Raw genomic sequence first — 25,532 nt, forward strand, 5'->3', positions numbered from 1 at the left:
CCTTGTTATAAAGAATTTGTTTAGATTGACTTCTCTTTTTTCATATTAGTTTTTATTTTGGATAAATTCAAAAATTTAAAATGTTGACAAACAATCAAATTTGTTTTATACTATCTTAGTTGAGAAATAAAAGCAGAAGCACCCGCTTCTCGCCTAAGTTGAGCATATCACTGGGCCGGATAAGTAGATTCCTTATATCAGTAAGATATAAGTGTGAGCTAACGCGGGTTCTTATGGGACCGGCTTTTTTTATACTCTTTTATGAGAGGAAAAATCGGATCAATTACTCTGCTTGATGTTCTCTAAGAAACTTGGAGGTGAATGACCATAGCAAAGGATATGATGGTGAACGACGGCATTCGTGCGCGTGAGTTACGATTGATCGGACAAGATGGTGAACAATTAGGTGTAAAGACTAAAGCTGAAGCTCTACAAATAGCTGAAGCTGCGAACCTAGACTTAGTCCTTGTTGCTCCAGGAGCAAAACCACCTGTAGCACGGATAATGGATCATGGTAAGTTCCGTTTTGAACAGCAGAAGAAAGAGCGTGAAGCTCGTAAGAAGCAAAAAGTGATCAACGTAAAAGAAGTTCGTTTAAGTCCGACAATTGATGTCAATGACTTTAACACAAAACTTCGTAATGCACGCAAGTTTTTGGAAAAGGGAGACAAAGTGAAAGCTTCGATCCGTTTCAAAGGCCGTGCCATTACCCACAAAGAGATTGGTCAAAAAGTTCTTGATCGTTTAGCTGAAGAAACTGCAGATATTGCTACAGTGGAACAGAAAGCGAAAATGGATGGACGCAGCATGTTTCTAACGCTGGCACCGAAAAACGACAAGTAATTCGAGAAATATCAATGGATATGTTCGTTAGAACAAAAGATTTTGAGGAGGAAATTAGTCATGCCAAAACAAAAAACACACCGCGGATCAGCGAAACGCTTCAAGCGTACTGGTAAAGGCGGATTAAAAAGATTTCGCGCGTTTACAAGTCACCGTTTCCACGGTAAAACTAAAAAACAACGTCGTCAATTACGTAAAGCAAGAATGGTATCAGCTGGCGATTTCAAACGTATTCGCCAACAATTAGCGAGAATGAAATAATAGAAGATTGTAATAATCTCTATGTGACTTGAGCGTTGTAACAAAGTGAGAATCGTAGAAGCAAAAGCAGTTAATTCTGAGAAATATCTAAAAATTACTTTATAAATTTTTGAGATATTACGATTTATTTCCAGGATGTTGTCTGCGATTAATTCACTCCTTTCATTCAAAATTTAAATTTTGAAAGGCTGCAATTATTTGAGCGGCCGATTCTTGTAACGAAAAATAAAAAAATTCAAAGAGATATAGATATTTAGGAGGAAATCAACATGGCACGTGTTAAAGGTGGAACAGTAACCCGTAAACGTCGTAAAAAAATCCTTAAGTTAGCGAAAGGCTACTACGGATCCAAACATACTTTATTCAAAACAGCAAAAGAACAAGTAATGAAATCTTACAGTTATGCATACAGAGATCGTCGTCAGAAAAAACGTGATTTCCGTAAATTATGGATTGCTCGTATCAACGCAGCGGCTCGTATGAATGGCTTAAGCTACTCAAAATTGATGCACGGTTTGAAATTGGCTGAAATCGACATCAACCGCAAAATGTTAGCTGACTTGGCTGTTAATGATGCAGCAGCATTTACTGCATTAGCAGATCAAGCAAAAGGTGCTTTAAATAAATAATTTAACTATATAATTTTTAAGGGGTGTGACATAGTTTGTCACACCCCTTAAAAATCGAATGAACAGGGTTCCAGTCTTTATATGTATTTGCGATTAATTACTTCTTTTTCTGGAATGAATGATCACTAATTTATTTGACTATTGTGCTTATATCATTCCAATAAAAAACTTGCAAAAATGGAACTGATAATATTGAACTCAGTTAGTTGGACTCTTCCAATACCCGGTTGATAAAAGGAAGCGAGGAATATCCGTTCTTTTACCAGTCTAAAAACCATACTCTGAATGAATTTTTGCTGTGGGTTAGAAAATCCCAGGACAAGTTTTTTCTGAAAAAGCAACCACTTCTTCTTTTACTAGATGTAAATCAATTGATCTCATGATAAAGTGAAGTTGCTCCTCTCGTTGTTTAACCGTTGTTTTGTGATGATTCAACGTTAACATAGAAAGAGGGGTATTTTTTTATTTTATTTCTGATTAAAATAGGGGCAAATCACATGTTTTTTATTGTGATTTGCCTCTTTGGTTTTTCTATTCCTATTCTTTGGATAAATTCAAAGTATTGTTTGTGCTCCTATTGTTTAATTAATCAAAGCATAATATGAATACAACCTCATTCGGAAAGCGCTTTCTTGAGATTCTATAGTTAGAGCAATAGTAGTAGTCCAATAGAGAGGTATACATAACTGAGGTATACAAGCTATTTTTGAGGAATAAAATCAAGTTTTATAAACTAATTGATTGTTACGCATGCATGTCTATATGGAAGCATTAATAAGAGTTATCCACTATCAAATGAAGTTAATAATTTAGAATTAATATAGGAAAGGTCTATACTTCTTCATCTTTTTCTACTAAATTCTGGAAATTTATGTATAAAATCAAAAATTTTTTTTCGTTATTTTAAACAATTTATAGATGCTTTAAATGTGAATTAATAGAAATATAATCATTGTGAAGCTTTTACTTTCTAAACAGCATCAATTATTTGCTGGAAAATTAAAAGAGTATAAAAAATGTAGATGAACAACAGTTTTCATTTGGAAATACAAAGAATTGAAATATTTATTTTGGGATGAAAAAAACTAACTAAATATAATTTAATAGTACTTTTTTATCTGATAAACAAGAAGTTCTTTATTGATGAATTAAAGAATAAAGAAAGCGCGTTATATTTAAAACTATCAGTTTTTGAAAAAATAATATTCATTTTAAGGTTTGTTAATGAAAAAAGCATAAATTGAATAACACTATTTTTTTTATAGTAATAGATCGTTATTTAAAAGCATTGTTAGAAATATTTAGAGAACAATTAATAGACATACTATAGATACAGTGTTATTTTAATAAGGATTATATAGGGGGGACTCAAAATATGAAGAAATATTATGATTTTATAAAAAATTGGTATATATAAAAACAGACGATGAAAGCTTGATGGATATTCAATGAAAAAATAGTTGTAGGAAGTTAAAAAATGGTGATTGTCATTTGAAAACCAGCTTTAAAAAGTAAAGATTGAGGGGAGAAGAAAATGATCAAATATAAATTTGTAGAAGCAAATGTAGATGCTAATTTTAAATACTTAATTCAAAAAGAGATTGGGGGGAGAATAGAGCCACACTGGCATAATGAAATAGAACTTAATTATGTCAAAAGTGGAAAAATTGATTATTTTCAGATTTCAGATAGGATTTACTCGCTGGAAAAAGGTGATTTTATTGTAGTTAACTCGGAAGTACCACATTCAGCAAGAATAAAATATCGCAAAGAAAATGTGGTACTTACAATTTTTCTTGTAAAGTCGTATATGTTTTCGCTTTTGGGAAGGGATAGCAAGTTTAATTTAGGAAAATCAAATTCAAAAAAAATTGCGACCTTCTTTGAAGATTTTATTGAGGTTGCCAATAATGAGCAAAATTTGATTAATAAAAAAATGGGTCTATATGGCTATCTCAATCTGATTCTGTATGAAATGTATTCAAAATCAAAGGATACAGAAAGTGCAGGAGATGAATCATTGATTCAAAAGAAAATGATGGATAAAGATATTAAAGTAATCAAAGAATTTATAGATTCTCATTATTTGGAGGATATCTCTCTGGATGATTTATTTTCTCTTTCAGAATTATCGGAGTCAAAAATCAGAAAAGAGTTCAAATCAGTATTTGGTATGACCATATATAAATACATTTTATTTAGGAGATTGAATGATGCTAAATTTCAATTGCTTGAAACGGATTTAAAAATCAAAGATATTGCAATACAGCTGGGATTTTATGATGCAAAATCCTTTATACGAAACTTTAAAAATTATTACAAAATGACACCGCAAAATTTTAGAAAAAAAAATATTGGGAATAAAAAAAATAAAAATGAGAACTTTGACTGATTGTTACATGTTATCTTTGACTAAAGAAGTTGTTAACTGGAATACATAGAATTTAGCACATAATCTGATCTTGATATATTTTTGATCCAGATGTGTTTTATTCAGTATAGATAAAAATATATTCATTTAGTCGTTAAAGATATTTTTAAGTCTGATTTATTTGTTTTTTATGTTTATGTGAAAAAGGTTACGAAATAACAAAATTATAATTGGTATAGATGTAAACTTGAAATAAACAAATTATTGAATAAAAGGAGCTGTATCAAAAAGAAATGATTTATCTAGGCACGTAAATTCTTTTAATAAAATTAGAAGGATGTGATATCAAAAAGACATAAAGTGTACATCTAGGTATGTGAGTTAAAATGTACAAAGTATTTTTGGTAATAGGCAAGAAAGTATCAAAGGGGGTGATTTTAAAATGAGAAGTGTTGTAAGTATGTATTACAGCTACGATTTCCACTTCGAATATAAAAGACAAAAGCACAGTATAGGGCTAAGAGATTTTTTATTGTAGCAGTGGGGAGCTGTCAGCTGATTTTAGAATAGCTGGATTATTAATAGATCCCAAGTACAGTTATTCTTAATAAAATTTGAATAAGGAATGCTACTGATACTAATAAAAATCCAGATTAAAAAACAAATTATAGAGAGTATATTTCTCTTTTTAGTTTTTTCAATCTGTTTTTTATTGTCAAAAATTAGTATTTTCATTAGATGATAATCGGTAATTAGTTTCGTAAAGGAAGTTAAATTGTTCTAATATAATATTTTTGCTTCCTTAATGTTTGCTATCAAAAAATTGAAAGAGAAGTGATATTTAATGAAAAGTAGAGATTATAAGAGATTATTTAACAGTAAAAGTCGAAAACGCTCGTTAAGCAGAAAATCTGTTTTGATGAATGTTGCAACAACTGGGATTCTTTTGACAAGTGCAGTAGTACCGGCAACATTGTTAGTAGCACCTCAGACAGTTGAAGCGGCTGCTCTTCAAGGTGAAATATTTACTAATTTAATTGCAAATAATAATAGTGGTACTTCATTTGAAACACCTTACCCTATAGAGGGAGTAACTAGGCAAGTAAATTTTACGATTAGCGGAAATGAATTAGCTGGAGCTTCGGTAGCGCTATCTGGTAATAAGGCTGCTGTACTAGCAATACCAGAACCATTAGTTGGGTTAGTTTCTCCAAATGGGCAAGCACATATTAATACAAGTGTGACATTAAGAATGGATCAGATAGGATTCATACAAACCTTGGTTGGTGCCGCCAACACATTCCTTTCATTTACTGAAAATGTTATTAATGGTGGTTTTGGCAGCATGACAGGTATCACATTTAATGTTGATGAAATTCACAATCAACTGGATTTACTTAATAATTTAGCTCAGTTTGGGCAAGCTGATTTTTATGTAGACGAGTATTTGACAAGTAATGAAAAAGAAATAGTAGCGCAATTTGATGATGGTTTAGCGTTAGTTATTGCGCAACGTATTAATATTATTTTGGAAAATCTGAAAACTGCTACAAACAGTCTTCAGGCGACTGGAAATAATATATTTTCTTCTACAATAGCAGCAGCAATAAATGCCGCCTTGATTGCTCCAAAAGCTGCATTTGTTAGTGCCATTAATGTTGCTATAGGTGTTGTCAATACGACTGGAAATATTGCTAATGAATTTGGAGACGGCGTATTATTAGGCGATACTTCTATAGATATTCCAACGCTAATTACTGACCCTACATTTGAGCGGTTAGAAAGTTACGGAGTTGATACTACAGTTCCTTATAATGCTGTTTTTAATGGAACAGTTGTTAAAGACAATTTGATTGACCTGGATTGGGTGATCAACAGTGATGGAAAAACCTCTGTTTGGTATGAGAACAAGATTACTTTACAAACGCCAACAGCAGAAATTTCAGGAAACAGTGTGGATGGATACACGGTAACAGGTGAAGCAGATCCTAATGTGACAATAGAAATTACAGATCCTGATGGTAACGTTGTGAGAATCGGGCAAACTGATGAAAATGGTAATTATGTGGTGGAGATCCCAGCAGATAAAGTAAGTCCATTAGAAGAATTAACAGTGGTTGCCAAGGATGATAAAGGGAATGAAAGTGCACCTGCAAAAGTAGTTGTACCAGAAGATATTACTTTACAAACACCAACAGCAGAAATTACAGGAGACAGTGTGGATGGATACACGGTAACAGGTGAAGCAGATCCGAATGTGACAATAGAAATTACAGATCCTGATGGTAATGTTGTGGGAATCGGACAAACTGATGAAAATGGTAATTATGTGGTGGAGATCCCAGCAGATAAAGTAAGTCCATTAGAAGAATTAACAGTGGTTGCCAAGGATGATAAAGGGAATGAGAGTGCACCTGCAAAAGTAGTTGTTCCGGAAGATATTACTTTACAAACACCAACAGCAGAAATTACAGGAGACAGTGTGGATGGATACACGGTAACAGGTGAAGCAGATCCTAATGTGATAATAGAAATTACAGATCCTGATGGTAATGTTGTGGGAATCGGACAAACCGATGAAAATGGTAATTATGTGGTGGAGATCCCAGCAGATAAAGTGAATCCATTAGAAGAATTAACAGTGGTTGCCAAGGATGATAAAGGGAATGAAAGTGCACCTGCAAAAGTAGTTGTTCCGGAAGATATTACTTTACAAACACCAACAGCAGAAATTACAGGAGACAGTGTGGATGGATACACGGTAACAGGTGAAGCAGATCCTAATGTGATAATAGAAATTACAGATCCTGATGGTAACGTTGTGGGAATCGGACAAACCGATGAAAATGGTAATTATGTGGTGGAGATCCCAGCAGATAAGGTAGAACAATCAGAAGAATTAACAGTGGTTTCCAAGGATGATAAAAATCATGTTAGCCCTCCAGCCTATGTAGTAGTTCCGGAAGATGAAGAAACAGACGGCGACTCTGATGGCGACTCAGACGGCGATTCCGATGGAGACTCGGACGGAGATTCCGACGGCGACTCAGACGGCGACTCCGATGGCGATTCCGATGGTGACTCAGACGGTGATTCCGACGGCGATTCCGACGGCGACTCAGACGGCGATTCTGATGGCGATTCCGACGGTGACTCAGACGGCGATTCCGACGGTGACTCAGACGGCGATTCCGATGGTGACTCAGACGGCGATTCCGATGGCGATTCCGACGGCGACTCAGACGGAGATTCCGACGGCGACTCAGACGGTGATTCTGATGGGGATTCCGACGGCGATTCCGACGGTGACTCAGACGGGGATTCCGATGGGGATTCCGACGGTGACTCAGACGGCGATTCCGACGGCGACTCAGACGGCGATTCTGATGGTGATTCCGACGGAGATTCCGATGGGGATTCCGACGGTGACTCAGACGGGGATTCCGATGGGGATTCCGATGGTGACTCAGACGGCGATTCTGATGGTGACTCAGACGGGGATTCCGATGGGGATTCCGACGGTGACTCAGACGGGGATTCCGACGGTGACTCAGACGGCGACTCCGACGGCGATTCCGACGGCGACTCAGACGGCGATTCCGACGGCGACTCAGACGGCGATTCTGATGGCGATTCCGACGGTGATTCCGATGGGGATTCCGACGGTGACTCAGACGGTGATTCCGATGGTGATTCCGACGGTGACTCAGACGGCGATTCCGATGGCGACTCAGACGGTGATTCCGACGGCGACTCCGACGGCGATAAAGATAACCGCTCTGGCAATCGTTTTAACGACAATTCAAAAGATGGAACCAATCTTAAAATTTCCCATACTAATGGGAGAGCAGGTTCTGGAGCAAAAAGTGGATTTTTCCCTAAAACCGGCACGGATGCAGGTGTTGGAATGTCTATAATTGGGAGCTTACTAGGTGGATTTTCCGGACTAGGATTCTTGAAATCTAGAAAAAATAGAAAAAAATAACTAACTTTTAAAATATTTTATGAGCTGTGGTATTAGTCATATTGATAATGTCACAGCTCATAAAAATAATTAACCGATGTACTTTAGAAGAAAATACTTGATTAGAAACAAGAGGATGCCCAAAAGTTGGATAGTATCCATTTCATGAGGATATTGATTTTTGTTCACTTTATTTTTATATTTTAACAATGTTTACATAGTTTGATATTTTTTGAAACAAAATTTTTTTCACATTTTTTTTTTCTATTTAAAGAAGTAAAGGATGAATTAATTTATGATTGCAGGTACATTAAACCAATTGTTAGAGCTTTTTGAAGCTCATCAAAATTCAGAGCTTCAAGCTACCACGTTTATTTTAAGTTATGGCAATCGTTCTGAACGTTGCTATGTCAAAGAATTTTATGGAAAAACATTTAAGCAAAGCTGGGAAAAACTTTTTTTATTTTATCGAGCTTTGCCAGAAACAAATGAGTATGTACGTATTGATCTAATTATAGAAGAAAGTAAAACTACTTTAGAGCAGCTGATTGAAAAAATTGGTAAAATCAAGCGTAATAATTATATAACTTTTGGCTTCCGAGTTGAGGGGTTTAAAAAGAGATGTTTTTTGAAAGAAGAGATCACATCCAACGCATTATTTGTTCCAGATGAAAATCATAAAATCGGGCAAAATTTACCTAACTTACGAATCGATATTTCAAACTATAAATCATATGTAAAGAGAAAATATCGTGTGGATGATTATTCATTAAACTATCTAAAAAAATCATCAATATACACCTTTACTACACAAGCATATTTTATTGAAGAGAATAAAATTTTTGAACTGAAGGATTATGGTTTTGGAAATCACTTTAGAGTAGTAGAGGAAGAAAATTTTCAAGAAATTTTGGATGATGTTATTCGTAGAGGGGCTGCTTATTTGTTGGAGCAATTAAAAGAGGATGGCAAATTTATATATGGCTATTTTCCTTGTTACGATAAAAACATTCGTAATTATAATGCAATTCGACACTTTTCTTCATTGTATGCACTATTTGAAGCTGGGGAACTTTTGAATAATCAGGAAATGATTAAAAAAGCATATCAGGGTTTAATTTGGGGCTTTGACTATTTATTGGACGTAATTGACGGTGACAGCTTAATCAAAGATCAAATTGGATCAACTGTCGAATATAAACTTGGTGCACAGGCAACGGCTATTCTTGCTTCGGCAAAATATACACAGATTACTGGTGATACGCAATTTTTCAACATGATGCGTACGCTTGCACATACGATAGAAAAAAGATTTATCACCGAAAATGATGATACGATTCATGTTCTTGATAAACTACTTGAAGTTAAAGATAGATTTAGAATCATTTATTATGATGGTGAGGCTCTGTTTTCCATGCTTAGGGCATATGAATTAATGAATGAGGAAGAAATTTTTAATATTTGTCAGAGAATGATGACGCATTTTGTTGATAATAATTATGAAAAATATCATGATCATTGGTTAAGTTACGCAGTCAATGAATTTTTAAAACATGAACAGAAAAATGAGTATTATACCTTTGGCTTAAAAAATGCTTTAAGCAGAATTGATTTTATGGAAAATAGGGATACCGCTTATCCGACAATGCTGGAACTATTAGTTGCAGCAGCTAAAATGGTGCTTAAGTTAGATAATTATGATAAACAACGAGAAGTGGTTTCTGCTGAAGAATTTACAGCAGGAAAAAAACGTATTTTTGAAGTAATGGATTATCGTGCATATCATGAAATAGTTACTGGAACAATGTTTCCTGAATTTGCCATGTTTTTTCAGTCGCCTGAAAAGATTCAATACGGTTTCTTTGCTAGACATGATCGTTTTAGAATGAGGATCGATGATGCAGAGCACTTTTTATCAGGCTTGATTAACTATCGAGTACTTCGCTTTGGAGGTGTAGAGGAATGAAATTCTATGGACTAATAAGATTCCTGGTTCTTTTTATTTTAGCAGCATATACTTTTTTGATTAGAAAAAAGATCAGAAAACGAAGGAAAGGGCGATTGTCAGATTCTTTGAAAAATTATTCCAAGGATATAGACGGACTGTATCCTTGGGAAAAAAATACCGATAATTCGCCTAAAAGTATTCCTGCAAATGCAAAACGATTTAAAGAAAAGGAAAAAATTAAGAGAGGGCGTTGGTGATACTTTTTTCAGAATAGACTCTGAACAGGTTTGAAAACTCAAACGGCAAATTTGTTTGAAAAAATTAAGAGCTGATCTGTTGATAATATTAAAGCTTATTCATACCTATAGTTCGATAAACAGCCAGTACAGGGGTAACTCGGAAAAGTTCATCCTTAACCGGAGTCAAACTAGCTGTAAAGTAGTACAACATTTAATTAAGCTTGCTTCTTTCAAGGAATATTTATTGAAGTTGTGCATATCATTTCACTAAAGACTTCTACAAAAGCGGGGAATCCTTGTATCTACGAGTCTTACCTTGTTCGATTCTTGATACAAACGCGTTTGCTTGGAAAAGCGTTGGTATATCTTGTATGGAGCAGATCATGTGAAGAAGCGTAGGAGTAAGTTATGCAAAAAGTCTTAAGACATGCACTAATATAAATGAACAGTTGCTCTAATTATTGGATGAATGTTTCACATTCAAAGATTGCCGTTCGCATAAAGCTATCTCTTTGTTTCTGGAATAAATTTTGACAAATTTATCCCCATCGGAGCTTTGCCTACCATCCCACTAGCTGTTCGGTCTTATTATTGAAGTATATAAGTTAATATTTTCTATCATTGAATATCCTTTATAGACTATCTTTTATTATAATTTGGGCAGCGTATTAACCCTATTTAAGAAATGATTATTTTCTCATTCAACAGCTTATCTACATTCAGTTAGTTCCTGATAGAGGAGAAAATCAAAAAAATCTCTTTCTTGGAACAAAGCAAGCGAAGTATAGTATAGTGCATTGCAAGGTGGCTTGGAATGTAGTGGAATTTTCTTTATATGATTGATAAATAACCGAAGGAAAGCGCTCTAGGTCCCTGAGTTTTATTTATATTAAGGTAGTGTACAATAATCAATTAGAATTTTTATGTAGTTGAGGTCTTTTTACTTAAATTAACCAAAGACATATAGAAGCCGAGAGGAAAGAATGTATATGACAGATTTAAAGAATAATACACAAAATATTGCATGTCTAGCATTTTCTAACACAAGTTTATTGAATAAACGACCGGCTGGGAATAGATCGTCACCTTATGGAACATCACATTTGCTGTTGTACTTAAGTATTTTAATTGATTTGCAAGAGAACAAACTTTCACCAGAACAAACGATTATTTTTCCAGAGAGAGTAGAACGTGAACAAAAATCTTTACGTTCCACCAATGCTCATAAAGGAGAAGAGCGTCTGTTGATTGATGTATTGAATCAGGCAGTCTCTTTGAATGCACCAGATTGTCTAGTTGCTTTGATGGAAATATATGGCGGACAAAAAGGGGCGAGAAAGAAGATTGATGAATTGGGAATTAAGTTGAATATTTCTCGTATTTCCCGTACTTCTTTAACAGGTCGTTTAGTAGAAAAGCAAAAGTCTAATCTATTTGATTATTTCAAAATTGCTTCTGCTTATCTGAATTTAGCAAGAAACAGCTTCGCCTATATTAGAAATCGCATACATGTGATTGGAACTGAGGTATATTATCCGCAGTCAGAAGCTGATTTAAAAGGAGACGTACTTGCTAGTATTTTTTGGGGAACGAATCAAAACGATTGTATGATATTTAAAGAAATTGATAATGAGCTGTATTGTTCATTGGTAATCAATGGTACAAACTATACACATACCTCTGAGACTGCATACTTACCGTTTATTGAAGAAACCTGTTCACCTAAAGAAATAGTGTTGTCTAAACCGATCATTAATTTTTTAGCAGACACATATTTTGGTGAGTTTCAGACAGAAGTGCGCAAAAGGAAGAAACGTACGGATGCTTTACAGAAATATGGATATGGGTATTCTTTTCAAAAAATTGGTGAAAAATTATCTGCAAATGACTATAACATAATTACATATGAAGGTGTCTTGATTCAACCAGAAGAGGAGTGCTTTAATAAAAGAAAGATTTTTTATTTAGGTGGCGATAAACAACAAACGATCAATGAACTGAAAAAAAGGCATATTCATTTAGCAAATCTCGGAAATAATCATGCGAAAGATTATGGGGATGAAGCATTGTTGGAGACGATCAAAGCATTTAATCAGAATGGGATTGCAACAGTGGGGGCAGGAAGAAATCTCAAGGAGGCGGTGAAGCCGATTCTTCTTCGTCATGATAATCAAAAAATAGCAATTTTTTCAGGCTATTGGTATCGAAAAGGCAGGGATCGGTATTTTGATTTTTATGCAACAAATCGATCAGGCGTTGCTTCCTTGGATGGGGTATTGTTAGAAGCTATTAGAGCATTTAAAGAAGAGAATTCAGAAGTGTTTACTATTGTATTGGCTCATTGGGGAGAGGATTTTAGAAATTTAGCGCAGCGACAAAAGAATTTGGCGAAACGATTAGTTTCAGCGGGAGCTGATTTAATTATTGGAAGTGGTCCACATAAAATTCAACCGGTTGAAATAATAGATGGAACTTTAGTATTTTATAGTTTAGGAAATGGTGTTTTTAATAGTGACGGGAAAGAATTGTCAAAACCAGGAAATTTACCCTATAGCTATTTTCTTAACTGGCATTTAACAGATCAACTGATTCGGGTGTATCCTTTCTGGAATTATAATTTAGCTAATTTTTGGCAACCATATTTTGTTGAAAAAGCAACTCAGAACCAGGTAATAGAAGATATCGGAAAATTAGATAATTCATCTTTACTGGAAGCTCCTCAATTTGATGAAGCTGGACACCTTTACTATCCTGTAAAAATCAATGCTGCTTCTCATGAACAGGAAAATCACCAAGTAAATGCAAATTGGTTAAAAAAGAATATATCCGGCTCTTTTTTAGATGGGTATCTGCCAGCAGGCACCTTTGATTATATAACAATTTCTGAAGAGGATCTCAAAACTGTTTCTTGCGAACAGGCACTTTTTGTTTCTCTAAGTACTAAGGACATGAAGGCTTTGTATCATGATGAAAAATGGTTTCCTGCTCATCGTAATAAAAAATTAATAGAAGTGGGATGTCCGGAAAAAATAGGCTTGATTCTTACCGATACACCAATTGAGGAGTATAGAGGAAAGGTGCCGCAGTTTATTGTTTCGAATACTTTAGCTGCAGCCTCATTACTAGCAGATTGTATCGTAGAAGCCTATCAGGGGCAAATGATCACTATTACGGGGAGTGTGGGAAAAACTTCAGTAAGACTACTTTTGGAACAACTATTAGCAGAGGAATCACCATTAAGCAATACTAAAAATTCAAATTTACATTTTGCAAATTTAAGACTTGCTCTGGCGCTGAGTCGACAGCCGGCTAAGGCAATTTTTGAAATTGCTGTTGGAGGGATGAATCGTTTGGCATACGGTAATGAGGGGTATCGTTATAGAAGTGATGTGGCAATTTTAACCTCTTTTGGAATGGCTCACTCTAAATACGGAATCAATCGTAACCTTTCTTTAAAATCGGAAATTTTCACTAGTGTTAAAAATGGCGGTACAGCTATTATCAATGGGGATATAGAAGAAAAATATCTTTGGAAATTTTTGAGACAGGCAAGACGTCAAGCTTTAACAATAAAATCATATAGCCTAATTAATGAGCAGGCGGACTGTTATTTGGTTGAGAAAAAGGTTGGAAAAGATCATACGGAAGTAATCCTTTCTTTAAATAGAAAAATACAACGATTTTCGATGGCTGCTTTCAGTGATGGACAGATTCAAAATGTAATGGCCTCTTTGCTTACTTTAGACACACTTGGTTACGATGTAAATAAATATGTTCATTTATTGGAGACGAAAAATAATTTGCCACGTAATTTGGAAGAGGTTGTAGTCAAATATAATGGCAAGCAGTTTACTTTGATTGATGACAGTCATAACAGTTCTATACTTGCCGTAAAAAATGGTATACGAGCATTTAAAGAAAGACAACAGTTTTATAGTGGAAGTAATCTGTTGGTTCTTGGTGAAGTAGCAGAATTAGGTGATTATAGTTTTGATCAGCATTATCAGTTGAAAGAAGAGTTAGCTGACTGTAAAGCAACTCAGATTTTCTTATGGGGCGAGGCATTCAAAAAAATAGCAGAAGAATTGCCTGATGCACAATGGGTCGCGGATAAGAACCTGTTGGCAGAACATGTTCAACCATATTTAACAGATAATTCTTTAGTTTTTGTCAAGGGGTCAGCTTCCAGTAAATTTTATAAAGTAGCAGATGAAATAAAAAAATTATCTTTTTAGAGTGAAACAGGTGTATCTTTGTTTTATTGTTAACGATAGTATTTATGTACAAAATTATAGGAACATACAATAATATCTTCTATACATAAAGAAGATATAGAATGAAAGGAAAGGCGCTGTATCAAATTAAAAAACTGAATAAACAGCATTCCAAAGCTTCCCTATGTATCGATGATTGGAACAGAGACCTTCAATTCTAAATGGCGTCTTCATTTAGAATTGGGTGAATTTTGACAAATGTATATCAGAGCTTCGTCTACTAGCAATCTCTTAGTGATGAACATAAATGGGTGCACATCTATTTCAATCAGAGCATTGCATACCATCCTGCTAATGCTTCTAGATGAGGCGAGCCTCTATTCAAGGAATATTTATCGAGGCTGCGCATATAGCATGTCCTCCATGTTCCTGAGACATGCGACGAGCATTTGAAGAAGCGTAGGAGCAAACTCCTGATAAGGATCTAAATTTTAACCCATGTATCTCTATCAGAGTATTGCCTACCATCTCACTAGTTTATTTATCTTAGTGAGACTGGCAGCTACCTCCAAAAAGTGATTGAATGTATACACATTCCTCAGATTGTCGGTTCGCATACCATCCCACTAGAGGTTCCTGCATCAGTAGAAAATCCTTGTATCTGCGAGTCTTACTTTGTTCGATTCTCGATATAAACGCTTCTATTTGGAAACGTGTTGGCGGATCTCCAGCTGTTTTTGAAGCTGTTCGTTCTTGGTTTTGAAGTATACAAGTTAAAATTTTCTATCATTAAACATCATTTATAGACTATATTTTATTATAATTTATAATTCGGTCAATACAGTAGATAAAAAAATAAAGTGTGCAAACTAAAAGAAAACACACTAGGAGGGACAGTATTATGTCAAGAAGAGCACGGAGAACCTATACTCAAGAATTTAAACAACAAATGGTTGATTTGTATCAAGCTGGAAAATCTCGAGCAGAGATTATCCGAGCATATGAACTTACGCCATCCTCCTTTGATAAATGGGTGAGACAGGCTGCTTTGACTAAGTCATTTAAAGAGAAAGACAATCTGACTCCTGAACAAAAGGAATTAGCGGCTCTACGTAAAAAGAATCAGCAGCTGAAAATAGAAAATGATAGTTTAAAGCAAGCGGTGCTGATATTTGGACAAAAAGAGAAGTGATTACACATAATAAGCATAAATATTCTGCATTGGTGATGTGCAATATTTTAGGGCTCTCCCGCCAAACTTATTATTATAAAGTAAAACCAAAAAAGGACGAAGCAGCACTGGAAGAAGCTGTAACGGAAGAATTTATGAAAAGTTGGAAAGTATATGGTACAAGAAAAATCAAATAGGCACTGCTTAACTAGGGCATTTAACTGAGCCAACGAAAAAATGAATCAGATTATGAAACACTGTGGGTTACAGTCAAGTTACACAACCGTACCCTGTAGGGAACATGCGACAAAAAGTGATGAGTCGGCTGAGAAAATATTCTCAATTGAGAATTAAAAAAACTACTGGAAGCCATTGTGACTGATTTGACCTATATATAAGTAGGAAACAGCAAGTATTATGTTTGCATAATAATAGACCTGTTCAATCAAGCGATATTTGGCTGTTCAATTGAAAAATATAAAGATGTGAAACTGGTTCAATAAGCATTTCATCAAATTAAGCAACCACTAACAGAAGCGGGGCTCATTCATACTGAGTGAGGAAAGGCGTTTGACAAACAAACTATCATCGAGCTGCTGACCAATTTTGAAATCGAGCACTCATTAAGTAAAAAAGATTGTCCTTATGATAACGCAGCAGCAGAATTATCGTACAAATCGATGAAAAAGCAGAATTAGTTCAACCGCATCAGTTTGAGAGTCTTCGGTAACTGTAATTGGAATTATCTGAGATTGCATGGAACATTAAGTTACGAGATACCAGCAAGGCTATCTAAATCTGAGATTGGCGGGGTGGAAACCTTGATGATTCGTTTGGATATGATAGCGATGAGGCAGCTTAATGGTTCATAATTAGCTTTTGCTGGTACTCCTCCTATCCAAGGAGGCTTATTATTGAGGTCAATCGAGTAAGAATACAAGCTGAAAATAGACACCTTATAAAATTGTCAAGAAAAGGGTTGACCTTTCGATTTTTAACGAATTGATTAGTTTACCTTGTAGTATAGACGAATGGTCTGAGACTCCGCTATAATAGAATAAAATGAAAAAAGGATGATGACATTTTATGGACCCTCAGATAGGTACCTTGCTGCCTGTACTGTTTATATTGTTATTGCTTTCGGCTTTCTTTTCTTCAAGTGAAACGGCTTATTCTTCGCTAAACAGAAAAAGAATTATGAAGATGGCTGAAGCAGGAGATAAACGAGCGATGGTTGTGCTGGAACTGCTTAATGATTTTGATTGCTTTTTTTCGGCAGTTCTGATTGGAAATAATATTGTAAATATTGCCAGCTCCTCAATTGCGACATTACTGTTTGTGGCCTATTTTGGAAATATCGGTGTGATGCTGTCAACGGTCGTCATGACTATTGTTGTACTGACTTTTGCAGAAATTTTTCCAAAGACGATAGCAAAAGAATCTCCTGAATATTTTGCTGTTCTGTTTGCACGACAGCTTAAGGTCCTGATGATAATTTTATATCCGTTGACTCTGTTTTTTTCAGAAATTAAAAAGCTGTTGATAGTCTTGCTTCCCGGAAAAAATATGGGTCCTTCCATTACTGAGGAGGAGTTGCTGACTTTGGTTGAAGAGGCTGCTCAAGAAGGTTCTATAGATGAAGAAGACGAGATTTTGATAAAAAATGTTGTGGAATTTAATGATTTGGAAGTGCAGGATATTTTTACTCCCCGATTGGAGATTGTTTCAGTCAATAATAAAAAAACGCTGGAAGAGATTTCTGATATTTTTCGGGAAACAGGGTTATCTCGGCTGCCTTACTATGAACAGTCCATCGATGAAGTAACTGGCGTGTTAAACCAAAAAGACTTTTACTATGATGTACTGGTTGGAGAGAAGAAACTTGCTGAGGTTGTAAAGCCGGTACTGTATATTCCGAAAAGTATGCGTATTTCAGAGTTGATGAAAAAGTTTCAGATTGACCAATGCCATATTGCAATTGTTGTTGATGAATATGGCGGAACAGAAGGTCTGGTTACATTGGAAGACGTGGTTGAAGAACTGGTTGGTGAGATTTGGGATGAATTTGATGACAGACAGACTGAATTTAAAAAACTGAATGAAAAGCAATACTTGGTAAAGGGATCAGCTGAATTTGATGTCTTGGAAGAGCTCTTCGATATTGAAAATGATACCTCTTCATCAACGCTGGGGGGATATATCATGTCTACACTGGGGCATGTGCCTGTGGCAGGAGAAAAGCTGAGGATTGGTTCACTGAATCTCGAGATTAAGAAAATGCAGGATCATCGAGTGGATGAAGTGCTGATTACCAAGATACTTTAAAAAAATGAAATAGCAGTAAAAAGCTAAGACTGGCGGCTCCGATACAAAATTGGAGCTGCCAGTCTTAGCTTTTACATTCATCAGTCTTTATAGGGAGTTGCAGTTTCTTTCAATACATCATTTAATTCTTCTATGTTTTGTCGCCCTTGCGTTTGCAGCCATTCTCTGGCAGCTGCTTCTCCATTTTTAATGAATGGTTCCACACCATTGGCCCAGGTAGCCCGTCCGCAGAGAACGCCATTAAAGGTCGAGCCTGCTTCCTTGGCAAAACGTAGAGTCTCCTTGAATAAGTCTGCAGAGACACCTGCACTTAGGAAAATAAACGGCAGGTTGGTTGCTTTACTCTGTTCAATAAAATAGTTCTGAGCTTCTTTTTTACTGTGAACAGCATCTTCTCCGAAGCCCTCAACAAAATTCATATTAACAGGTACTTCGACTTTGAGAACATCCACATGATACTGAGGTTCAGCGAAGACCTTCATCATTTCGATGACTTTATGAGGTTTAACCTGTGCATATTCTCTGGATTTGGGATCTGCAATGCTGTCATCATAAGAAACCAGTTCAAGAAAGAAAGGGAGATCTTCTGCAACACATTCAGAAGCAATGCGTTCAACAAATGCTTTTTTTCGATCGTTAATTTCATTATTTTCATCCACATCATAATATAGCAAAAATTTGCAGGCGTCCGCACCAGCTTCTTTTAGCCGGCGAACAGACCAGTGATCAAGTAAATCAGGAAAGCGTCCTTTGACAGAACTGTCATACCCTGTTTTTTCATAAGCCAGAAGAAGTCCAGCTTCATTATATCGTACTTTACTTGCAGGCAAACCATATTCGGGGTCCAGCAAAATAGAAGAAGCATAGGGAGTTAACTCTTCTGAAACGAGAGCTTTAAATGTTTCGATTTCTTCAGCTTCAGCTGAGGGCTGAAAAGCTGTCATCATTTTTTTCAGGGCACCGCGTTGGTCAATTGCCAGTGCTGCGATGATACCATCCTTATTTGCCAGTCTATCCATGGCAGCCTGTTTTTCTTTTGAATAAGTCAATGTGTTTCCTCCTAGAGTTCTTTTATGTGTATTTGTTTGAAATAATCATCGAATTTTTTTATATTGATAGAGCCAGTCTGAGCTTCCAGCGTATTTAGCAGACCAGCTGTCATTGAGGTTTTTATGGCAGTTTCCAAGTCCTGTTGTTTGAAGAGAGCAGCAGCAATTCCTGCAAGGGAAGCATCGCCTGAGCCAACCGGACTGACAACATCAATTTTCGGCAGAGAAGCTTTAAAAAGCGTTTCTTTATTCTTGATCAAGGCTCCTTCGCTGCCAAGTGTGACAATGATATATTCAATGTCGTCAAATAATGGATCGTTCAGATAATCTCTCAGTACTTCGATATCCTTGCTTGCCTTTTTTTGTAGAAGTTCAGCAATTTCATGATGGTTTGGTTTAATTAGAAAAGGCTTATGTTTTCCTGCAAGTGCATGGTACATATAGTTTCCGGAAGTATCAAGCAGCACTGGGCGCTTTTCTTTTGCAGCCAGTGCTAATAATTGCTGATAAAAATCCGGAGAAAATCCTTCAGGCAAACTTCCTGAAATCGTAATTAACTCTGTATCTTTAATCAATACAGAAAAATGCTCAAGAAAAGCACTGATTTCTTCTTCTGAGATGGTAGGACCGGCTTCCAAAACTTCTGTTTGCTTATTCTCTGATAATATGGCAATACAGTTGCGGGTTTCGCCTTTAATTGGTGAAAAAGAATGTTGAATTTTTGCATAGTCCAATCCTTCTTTTAAGAGTTCGCCAATATGGCCGCCGATAAAGCCGGTCGCGAGAACAGGGATGTTCATCTGCTTTAGGACTCTGGTAACATTCAGTCCTTTTCCGCCGGGCGTTTTAGTTATTTTGGCTGTTCGATTAACGGTATCCAGTTGAAAATGATCAACAAAATAAGAAATATCAATAGATGGATTAAGTGTGACTGTTAAAATCATTTGTCCGACTCCTAATCTGTATATTCTCCACGGTCCCATTTTTCCAGAAATTCGTCAAAAAGATGTTCATCGCTGATTTTATCTGCATTTTTTGTTTCAATCTCTTTGATTCGTTCAATCAATTTTTTATTTTCAGGAGTAGGCTGATAATCTGTCTTTAAAAATTCCTGAATAATATCACAGATTAAAAGTTCTCCGGCAATTTTTCCGCCAAATGCAATGACATTGGCATTAAGCTCTTGCTTGGCATATACAGCAGTTGTCATATCTCTGACCAGTGCCGCACGAATACCAGGGACTTTGTTGACAGCATTTGTAATGCCGACTCCTGTTCCGCAAATGGTTACTCCAAGATCCGCTCGCCCGCTTGAGACCAACAAGCCTACTTTGCGTCCGTAAATCGGGTAGTGAGTTCTTGAAAAATCATAGGTTCCAACATCCAGTACTTCATGTCCCTGACTTTTTAAGAAGTCGGAAACCGCAATTTTTGTATCTGTTACAATATGATCGCAGCCTATAGCTATTTTCATTCCATTCTCCTCCTAAAACATTTCATTAAGCATATCTACACGAATTTGATGACGTCCGCCTTCATAGTGAGAAGTCAGAAACGCATAAACAATATTTCTGGCAAGATCCTCACCAACAATACCGCTGCCAATCGTAATAATACGGGAATTGTTATGTTCCCGTGTCATATAGGCTGAGCGTTCATCTGACACTTCAGCAGCAATGATACCATTATGCTTGGTTGCAGCAATAAAACTGCCGGCTCCGTAGCGGTCAAATAAGATACCAAATGCATCTTCCTGTTCTCTGATTTTTTCAACCACTCGTTCTGTCGATTCAACAAAGTCTACAGAGTCATCGGCTGTTGTGTCCAATACATCAAATCCTTTTTCCTGCAGATAAGTCAAAATCATATGTTTCATTTGCTGTCCGTCTCTATCTGCACCCAGTATTACTTGCATATCTGTTCCTCCTAATGAATAATTTTAATAATTTCTCCGTATTTAGCTGATAACTCATCTGAAATACTGCTGTCCGTAATTAGGTAATCTGCTTTTGACAGAGAATAAAATTTGTAAAAATCCTGTCTGTCCAATTTGAAATGATCGGCAATAATATATTTTTTATGTGCACTTTGCAGAATGATTCTCTGAGTGACACCCTCGTCTTCATTTGAGTTTGTAACCGCATCATTTAAGATACCATTGACACCAATAAATGCTTTGTGTACCTGAATGCTGGCAACTGTATCATTGGCAATGGTTCCTACAAAAGCACCGGTCTTTGAGCGGTAAGAGCCGCCGATTAAAATCAGTTCAAACCGATTGTCATTTTTGAATTTATCAAATACGTGAATAGAGTTTGTCACAAATTTGGCGAAATCACAGGTTAAGTAATCATAAACCAGCTCGATGGTTGTCCCAGGACCTAAAAAAACTGTATCTCCGGTTTTAATCTGCTCGGCAATTTTCTTTGCAACTTCTTCTTTTTCTTTCAAATGAATATTTTTCTTTTCAATGTGACTCAGTTCAAAGAAGCTTAATTCCTTTTTATTCATTGCTTTTGCACCGCCGTGAACACGAATCAGCTTGCCTTGCTTCTCTAACTCTTTTAAATCTCTTCGGACTGTCATTTCAGTTACCTTGATCTTTTCAGTGATATCACTGACTTTGACAAATTCCTGTTTATCTAAAAAAGCTAAAAGAGCTTTTTGACGTTCTTCTTTGATCAAGCTTTGCTCCTCCTTTTTGTTTTTAAATGTTCGTTTATGTTTAAATAGAACTTATCATCAAAAATCAATTCTGTCAATGCTAATATCTTTTGTTTTTTTATTATTTTTGATTGACATCTATATGAAAGCGGTATATCATTTGTTTGTGAAGAACAAAATAAAACAAAATCGAACAAAGGAGAGAGGACTTAGTTATGAACAAAGAAGAAGTTGCAATGATTGGTTTTGAAGTTGTCGCATTTGCCGGAGAAGCACGATCCAAATTAATTGAAGCTTTAGGTGAAGCAGAAAAAGGAAATTTTGATGTTGCTGATCGTTTAGTGGAGGAAGCAAACACTAGCTTAGTTGAAGCGCACAAGTCACAGACTCAGATGCTGGCTGCTGAAGCACGGGGTGAATCGATTGAAGTAGGTTTTATTATGGTTCATGCGCAGGACCATTTGATGACAACCATGTTGTTGAAGGATACGATCAAGCATCTATTCAATATTTATAAAAAATAAATGGAGAAAAAGGGGGAATTTAGCAATGAATGCATTAGTTTCGCGAATTGAAAAAATGAAACCGACATTTGAGAAAATTTCAAATAATCCTTATTTACGGGCAATCAGAGATGGGTTTATCAGTTTGATTCCGGTAATATTGTTTTCCAGTATTTTTCTTTTAGTTGCATATGTACCGAATATTTTTAATTTTTATTGGAGTTCTGGAGTAGAAGAAGCGATTATGAAAGCCTACAACTATTCAATGGGAATTCTGGGTTTGCTGATGTCGGCAACAGTTGCAAAGAGCTTAACCGACAATTTTAACAGCAAACTACCGAAAACAAATCAGATTAATAATGTATCGACAATGGTTGCAGCTATTATTTCATTTTTACTAATTGGTGTAGATCCGCTGGACGGAGGCCTGGCGACTGGCTATATGGGGACGAAAGGACTGTTGTCAGCGTTTGTGGTAGGTTTTGTTGTACCTAATATTTACCGCTTCTGTGTCAAGAATAACATCACTGTAAAAATGCCTGAAGAGGTTCCCGGAAATATTTCTCAGACATTCAAAGATCTGATTCCTATTTCTTTATCTGCAGTCTTTTTTTGGTTATTTGACTTAGGATTCAGAAGCTTGGTTGGAACAAATTTCTCTGAAAAAATTATTGAGTTGTTCCAGCCGATCTTTAGTGCGGCGGATGGGTATTTTGGCTTGGCTCTGATTTTCGGTGCGATGGCATTTTTCTGGTTTGTTGGGATTCATGGACCGTCTATTGTTGAACCGGCTGTTGCTGCGATTTACATTACGAATGTAGAAACAAATCTGCAGCTTTATCAAAATGGGGAGCACGCCTCCCGTATTTTGGCACAGGGTACTCAATATTTCGTTGCAACATTGGGTGGAACCGGAGCAACTCTGGTTATTACACTAATGTTTGCTTTTCTGGCCAAATCGAAGCAATTAAAAACAATTGGACGTGCATCATCTGTTCCGGTTTTGTTTGGTGTAAATGAACCAATGCTGTTTGGAGCACCGATTGTATTGAACCCGATTTTCTTTATTCCGTTTATTTTAACACCGATTTTGAATGTTTGGCTCTTCAAATTTTTTGTAGATGTTCTAGGTATGAATGGCTTTATTTATAATCTCCCGTGGACAACACCAGGGCCTATTGGATTGATTATGGGAACTGGCTTTGCGTTGCAGGCAATTATTTTAATGCTGGTATTACTGGTGGTAGATTTTGCTGTTTATTTTCCGTTCTTCAAAGTTTATGACAACGAACTGTTGGAAAAAGAACGTAATCAGGAAAATGAAGTAGTTGAAGAAAAGCTGGAAGCAGTGGAAGCAAAGCAAGTTACTGCAGCTGCGGCTGAAGCTATGGCAGAAACGACGACAGAGAAAAAGATTTTAGTTTTGTGTGCGAATGGTGCGACCAGTGCCATGCTGGCAAATGCAATTAAAAAGGGTGCAAAGGAGAAAAATATTCTGCTGGATTCCACTGCGATGGCTTATGGTCAGCATAAGGATTTAATCAGTGAATTTGACTTAATCATTTTAGCTCCTCAGATGGCTTCCATGCTGGGTGAGCTTCAGGAAGATGTGAAGAATTATCATACGAAGGCAGCATCAACATCTGGTGCAGAATATGTGGCTTTAGCCAGAACGCCGGAACAGGCTGTGAATTTTGTGTTTGAAAATCTAGCTTAGCTGTAAAAAGAAGAAAGCATTTTCCTGGAAAGGGTGAGGGAAAACAGCTGACTCTAAAAAAATTCAAGGAGGAAATTATGCAAAAATTCCCAAAACAATTTATCTTTGGTGCAGCAACTGCTGCTTATCAGGCGGAAGGAGCAACGCAGACAGGCGGTAAAGGGAAAACTTATTGGGATGACTATCTGAAAGAACAAGGGACCTTTAATCCGAATACTGCCAGTGATTTTTATCATAAATATGAAGAGGATTTGAAACAGGCGCATGCTTTTGGGATAAACGGTATTCGTATTTCGATTGCATGGACCAGAATTTTTCCAGAGGGAACAGGGAAAATCAGCCAATCTGGTGTGGACTATTATCATAAGGTGATTGATGCCTGTTTGGAAAACGGAGTAGAGCCTTTTGTAACGCTGCATCATTTTGATACCCCTTATCCTTTATATAAGCAAGGAGACTGGCTGGCTCAGGAGATGCTGGATGCATTTGTAGCATTTGCTGAATTCTGTTTCGAGGAATACGGCGGAAAAGTCAGCTATTGGATTACGATTAATGAGCCGTGGTCAGTCGTTGCCGGTCAATATATTATTGGTCATTTTCCGCCAAATATTCAGTATGACATTCCAAAAGCTGTACAGTCTATGCATAACATGATGGTGGCTCATGCAAGAATTGTGAAAACTTTTAAAGAAAACAAGTATGCAGGAGAAATTGGAATTGTTCATATTCTGGAATCAAAATATCCAATCACTGATACTTCTGAAAATAGAGATGCTGCTGAGAGAGAACACATACTGGCCAATAGATTCCTGCTGGATGCAACCTTTATGGGCAGATATTCGGCAGATGTGATGTGTGTGATTCAAGATATTTTGGAACAAAATAATGGAAAACTGGAAACAAGACCAGAGGAATTTGAACTTTTGGCTTACGCTGCTGAGAAGATTGACTTTCTGGGGATTAATTATTATGCCAGCCATTTCTTAAAAGCATATGAAGGCGAGAGTCAGATTCATCATAATGGTACAGGTGAGAAAGGCAGCAGCATCTTTGCTTTAAAAGGTATCGGCGAACGTGTTAACAATGTGGAAATACCTACAACAGATTGGGACTGGCCGATTTACCCACAAGGGCTGCTGGACATGCTGCTGAATGTAAAGGAAATTTACCCGAACTATAAGAAAATTTATGTGACAGAAAATGGGATGGGTGATAAGGATATTTTGGTGAATGGAACCGTTCAGGATGTGGGACGGATTGATTATGTACGTCAGCACCTAGAGGCAATCCTGGATGCAGTAGAGCGGGGAGTAAATGTTCAGGGCTATTTTATCTGGTCTCTGATGGATGTCTTCTCCTGGACAAACGGATATAATAAACGTTATGGTCTGTTTTATGTAGATTTTGAAACACAACAGCGCTATCCTAAAAAAAGTGCCTACTGGTATAAGGAAATAGCAGACAAAAAAGAACTGATATAAATTAAAAAGATGCTGAGATGGATTTCACTAATGAAATCTGTCTCGGTGTCTTTTTCAGCTATGAAAAGAGGGTGTGATATATATGAATGGTACGCTATAATGCACCACAGAATGGAATGCAAAAAAGCACTCAACTATGGACCAATCATCTGT

17 protein-coding genes, 1 pseudogene and 1 other annotated feature are annotated in these 25,532 nt (G+C 36.4%); of the genes and pseudogenes, 13 read left to right on the forward strand and 5 right to left on the reverse strand.

Annotated elements, in window-relative coordinates:
• Positions 1-124 precede the first annotated feature (124 nt).
• Positions 125-258, forward strand: a sequence feature (ribosomal protein L20 leader region).
• Positions 259-321: 63 nt separating this feature from the next.
• The 10 genes and pseudogenes from infC (at position 322) to IW492_RS00835 (ending at position 17,965) form a co-directional block, all read left to right on the forward strand.
• Entirely contained in the window at positions 322-843 is a 522-nt protein-coding gene (gene infC, locus IW492_RS00790; protein WP_202064190.1) for a translation initiation factor IF-3, read from the forward strand.
• Positions 844-903: 60 nt separating this feature from the next.
• On the forward strand, positions 904-1,104 hold the full coding sequence (gene rpmI, locus IW492_RS00795; RefSeq protein WP_202064191.1) for a 50S ribosomal protein L35: 201 nt from the start codon (positions 904-906) through the stop codon (positions 1,102-1,104).
• Positions 1,105-1,373: 269 nt separating this feature from the next.
• A complete protein-coding gene (gene rplT / locus IW492_RS00800; protein ID WP_202064192.1) occupies positions 1,374-1,733 on the forward strand; it encodes a 50S ribosomal protein L20 in 360 nt (119 codons plus the stop codon).
• A 1,534-nt stretch (positions 1,734-3,267) separates the two neighbouring features.
• Positions 3,268-4,125, forward strand: coding sequence for an AraC family transcriptional regulator (locus tag IW492_RS00805; RefSeq protein ID WP_202064193.1), 858 nt, complete (start codon positions 3,268-3,270; stop codon positions 4,123-4,125).
• 823 nt (positions 4,126-4,948) lie between these two features.
• Positions 4,949-8,089 carry an adhesive domain-containing protein gene (locus IW492_RS00810; RefSeq protein ID WP_202064194.1) on the forward strand — a complete coding sequence of 1,047 codons (3,141 nt, stop codon included), beginning with the start codon at positions 4,949-4,951 and terminating at the stop codon, positions 8,087-8,089.
• Positions 8,090-8,363: 274 nt separating this feature from the next.
• On the forward strand, positions 8,364-10,034 hold the full coding sequence (locus IW492_RS00815) for a hypothetical protein (RefSeq protein WP_202064196.1): 1,671 nt from the start codon (positions 8,364-8,366) through the stop codon (positions 10,032-10,034).
• Entirely contained in the window at positions 10,031-10,273 is a 243-nt protein-coding gene (locus IW492_RS00820; RefSeq protein WP_202064197.1) for a hypothetical protein, read from the forward strand. Before IW492_RS00815 ends, IW492_RS00820 begins: the two co-directional genes overlap by 4 nt.
• A gap of 971 nt (positions 10,274-11,244) precedes the next feature.
• Positions 11,245-14,490 carry a CapA family protein gene (locus IW492_RS00825; protein ID WP_202064200.1) on the forward strand — a complete coding sequence of 1,082 codons (3,246 nt, stop codon included), beginning with the start codon at positions 11,245-11,247 and terminating at the stop codon, positions 14,488-14,490.
• An 880-nt stretch (positions 14,491-15,370) separates the two neighbouring features.
• Positions 15,371-16,512, forward strand: a pseudogene (locus IW492_RS00830) (IS3 family transposase).
• 214 nt (positions 16,513-16,726) lie between these two features.
• A complete protein-coding gene (locus tag IW492_RS00835; RefSeq protein WP_202064202.1) occupies positions 16,727-17,965 on the forward strand; it encodes a hemolysin family protein in 1,239 nt (412 codons plus the stop codon).
• Positions 17,966-18,045: 80 nt separating this feature from the next.
• On the opposite strand, the gene lacD is transcribed toward IW492_RS00835, so the two are convergent.
• The 5 genes from lacD to IW492_RS00860 are packed head-to-tail and all read right to left on the reverse strand — an operon-like array spanning position 18,046 to position 21,699.
• Positions 18,046-19,014, reverse strand: a complete 969-nt coding sequence (gene lacD / locus IW492_RS00840) for a tagatose-bisphosphate aldolase (RefSeq protein WP_202064204.1) — start codon at positions 19,012-19,014, stop codon at positions 18,046-18,048.
• An 11-nt stretch (positions 19,015-19,025) separates the two neighbouring features.
• Positions 19,026-19,958 carry a hexose kinase gene (locus tag IW492_RS00845; protein WP_202064205.1) on the reverse strand — a complete coding sequence of 311 codons (933 nt, stop codon included), beginning with the start codon at positions 19,956-19,958 and terminating at the stop codon, positions 19,026-19,028.
• A gap of 11 nt (positions 19,959-19,969) precedes the next feature.
• Positions 19,970-20,488, reverse strand: a complete 519-nt coding sequence (lacB, locus tag IW492_RS00850) for a galactose-6-phosphate isomerase subunit LacB (RefSeq protein WP_202064209.1) — start codon at positions 20,486-20,488, stop codon at positions 19,970-19,972.
• 12 nt (positions 20,489-20,500) lie between these two features.
• Positions 20,501-20,929 (reverse strand): galactose-6-phosphate isomerase subunit LacA, encoded by a 429-nt coding sequence (gene lacA, locus IW492_RS00855; protein ID WP_202064217.1) that lies wholly within the window; start codon positions 20,927-20,929, stop codon positions 20,501-20,503.
• Positions 20,930-20,940: 11 nt separating this feature from the next.
• The gene (locus IW492_RS00860) at positions 20,941-21,699 is read right to left on the reverse strand and encodes a DeoR/GlpR family DNA-binding transcription regulator (RefSeq protein WP_202064219.1); all 759 of its coding nucleotides are present in this window, start codon (positions 21,697-21,699) and stop codon (positions 20,941-20,943) included.
• Between the two features lie 194 nt (positions 21,700-21,893).
• Here IW492_RS00860 and IW492_RS00865 point away from each other — a divergent pair, with 194 nt between their 5' ends.
• The 3 genes from IW492_RS00865 to lacG all read left to right on the forward strand — a co-directional run bounded on the left by IW492_RS00865 (position 21,894) and on the right by lacG (position 25,379).
• Positions 21,894-22,202: a PTS lactose/cellobiose transporter subunit IIA gene (locus IW492_RS00865; protein WP_202064221.1), complete on the forward strand. Its 309-nt coding sequence runs from the start codon at positions 21,894-21,896 to the stop codon at positions 22,200-22,202.
• 25 nt (positions 22,203-22,227) lie between these two features.
• Complete coding sequence (locus IW492_RS00870; protein ID WP_202064223.1) at positions 22,228-23,898, forward strand: lactose-specific PTS transporter subunit EIIC; 1,671 nt, start codon at positions 22,228-22,230, stop codon at positions 23,896-23,898.
• Positions 23,899-23,975: 77 nt separating this feature from the next.
• Entirely contained in the window at positions 23,976-25,379 is a 1,404-nt protein-coding gene (gene lacG / locus IW492_RS00875) for a 6-phospho-beta-galactosidase (protein ID WP_202064225.1), read from the forward strand.
• Positions 25,380-25,532 lie beyond the last annotated feature (153 nt).

It is taken from the genome of Enterococcus sp. BWB1-3 (assembly GCF_016745275.1).
Taxonomy (GTDB): domain Bacteria; phylum Bacillota; class Bacilli; order Lactobacillales; family Enterococcaceae; genus Enterococcus_L.

What these genes read in the sequence shown, in the direction of transcription:
- IW492_RS00870 (WP_202064223.1), top strand. Translation starts at nt 22,228, where the DNA reads ATGAATGCATTAGTTTCGCGAATTGAAAAAATGAAACCGACATTTGAG.
- IW492_RS00865 (WP_202064221.1), top strand. Translation starts at nt 21,894, where the DNA reads ATGAACAAAGAAGAAGTTGCAATGATTGGTTTTGAAGTTGTCGCATTT.
- IW492_RS00810 (WP_202064194.1), top strand. Translation starts at nt 4,949, where the DNA reads ATGAAAAGTAGAGATTATAAGAGATTATTTAACAGTAAAAGTCGAAAA.
- IW492_RS00805 (WP_202064193.1), top strand. Translation starts at nt 3,268, where the DNA reads ATGATCAAATATAAATTTGTAGAAGCAAATGTAGATGCTAATTTTAAA.
- infC (WP_202064190.1), top strand. Translation starts at nt 322, where the DNA reads ATGACCATAGCAAAGGATATGATGGTGAACGACGGCATTCGTGCGCGT.
- IW492_RS00815 (WP_202064196.1), top strand. Translation starts at nt 8,364, where the DNA reads ATGATTGCAGGTACATTAAACCAATTGTTAGAGCTTTTTGAAGCTCAT.
- lacG (WP_202064225.1), top strand. Translation starts at nt 23,976, where the DNA reads ATGCAAAAATTCCCAAAACAATTTATCTTTGGTGCAGCAACTGCTGCT.
- rplT (WP_202064192.1), top strand. Translation starts at nt 1,374, where the DNA reads ATGGCACGTGTTAAAGGTGGAACAGTAACCCGTAAACGTCGTAAAAAA.
- lacB (WP_202064209.1), bottom strand. Translation starts at nt 20,488, where the DNA reads ATGAAAATAGCTATAGGCTGCGATCATATTGTAACAGATACAAAAATT.
- IW492_RS00820 (WP_202064197.1), top strand. Translation starts at nt 10,031, where the DNA reads ATGAAATTCTATGGACTAATAAGATTCCTGGTTCTTTTTATTTTAGCA.
- rpmI (WP_202064191.1), top strand. Translation starts at nt 904, where the DNA reads ATGCCAAAACAAAAAACACACCGCGGATCAGCGAAACGCTTCAAGCGT.
- IW492_RS00825 (WP_202064200.1), top strand. Translation starts at nt 11,245, where the DNA reads ATGACAGATTTAAAGAATAATACACAAAATATTGCATGTCTAGCATTT.
- lacA (WP_202064217.1), bottom strand. Translation starts at nt 20,929, where the DNA reads ATGCAAGTAATACTGGGTGCAGATAGAGACGGACAGCAAATGAAACAT.
- IW492_RS00835 (WP_202064202.1), top strand. Translation starts at nt 16,727, where the DNA reads ATGGACCCTCAGATAGGTACCTTGCTGCCTGTACTGTTTATATTGTTA.
- IW492_RS00845 (WP_202064205.1), bottom strand. Translation starts at nt 19,958, where the DNA reads ATGATTTTAACAGTCACACTTAATCCATCTATTGATATTTCTTATTTT.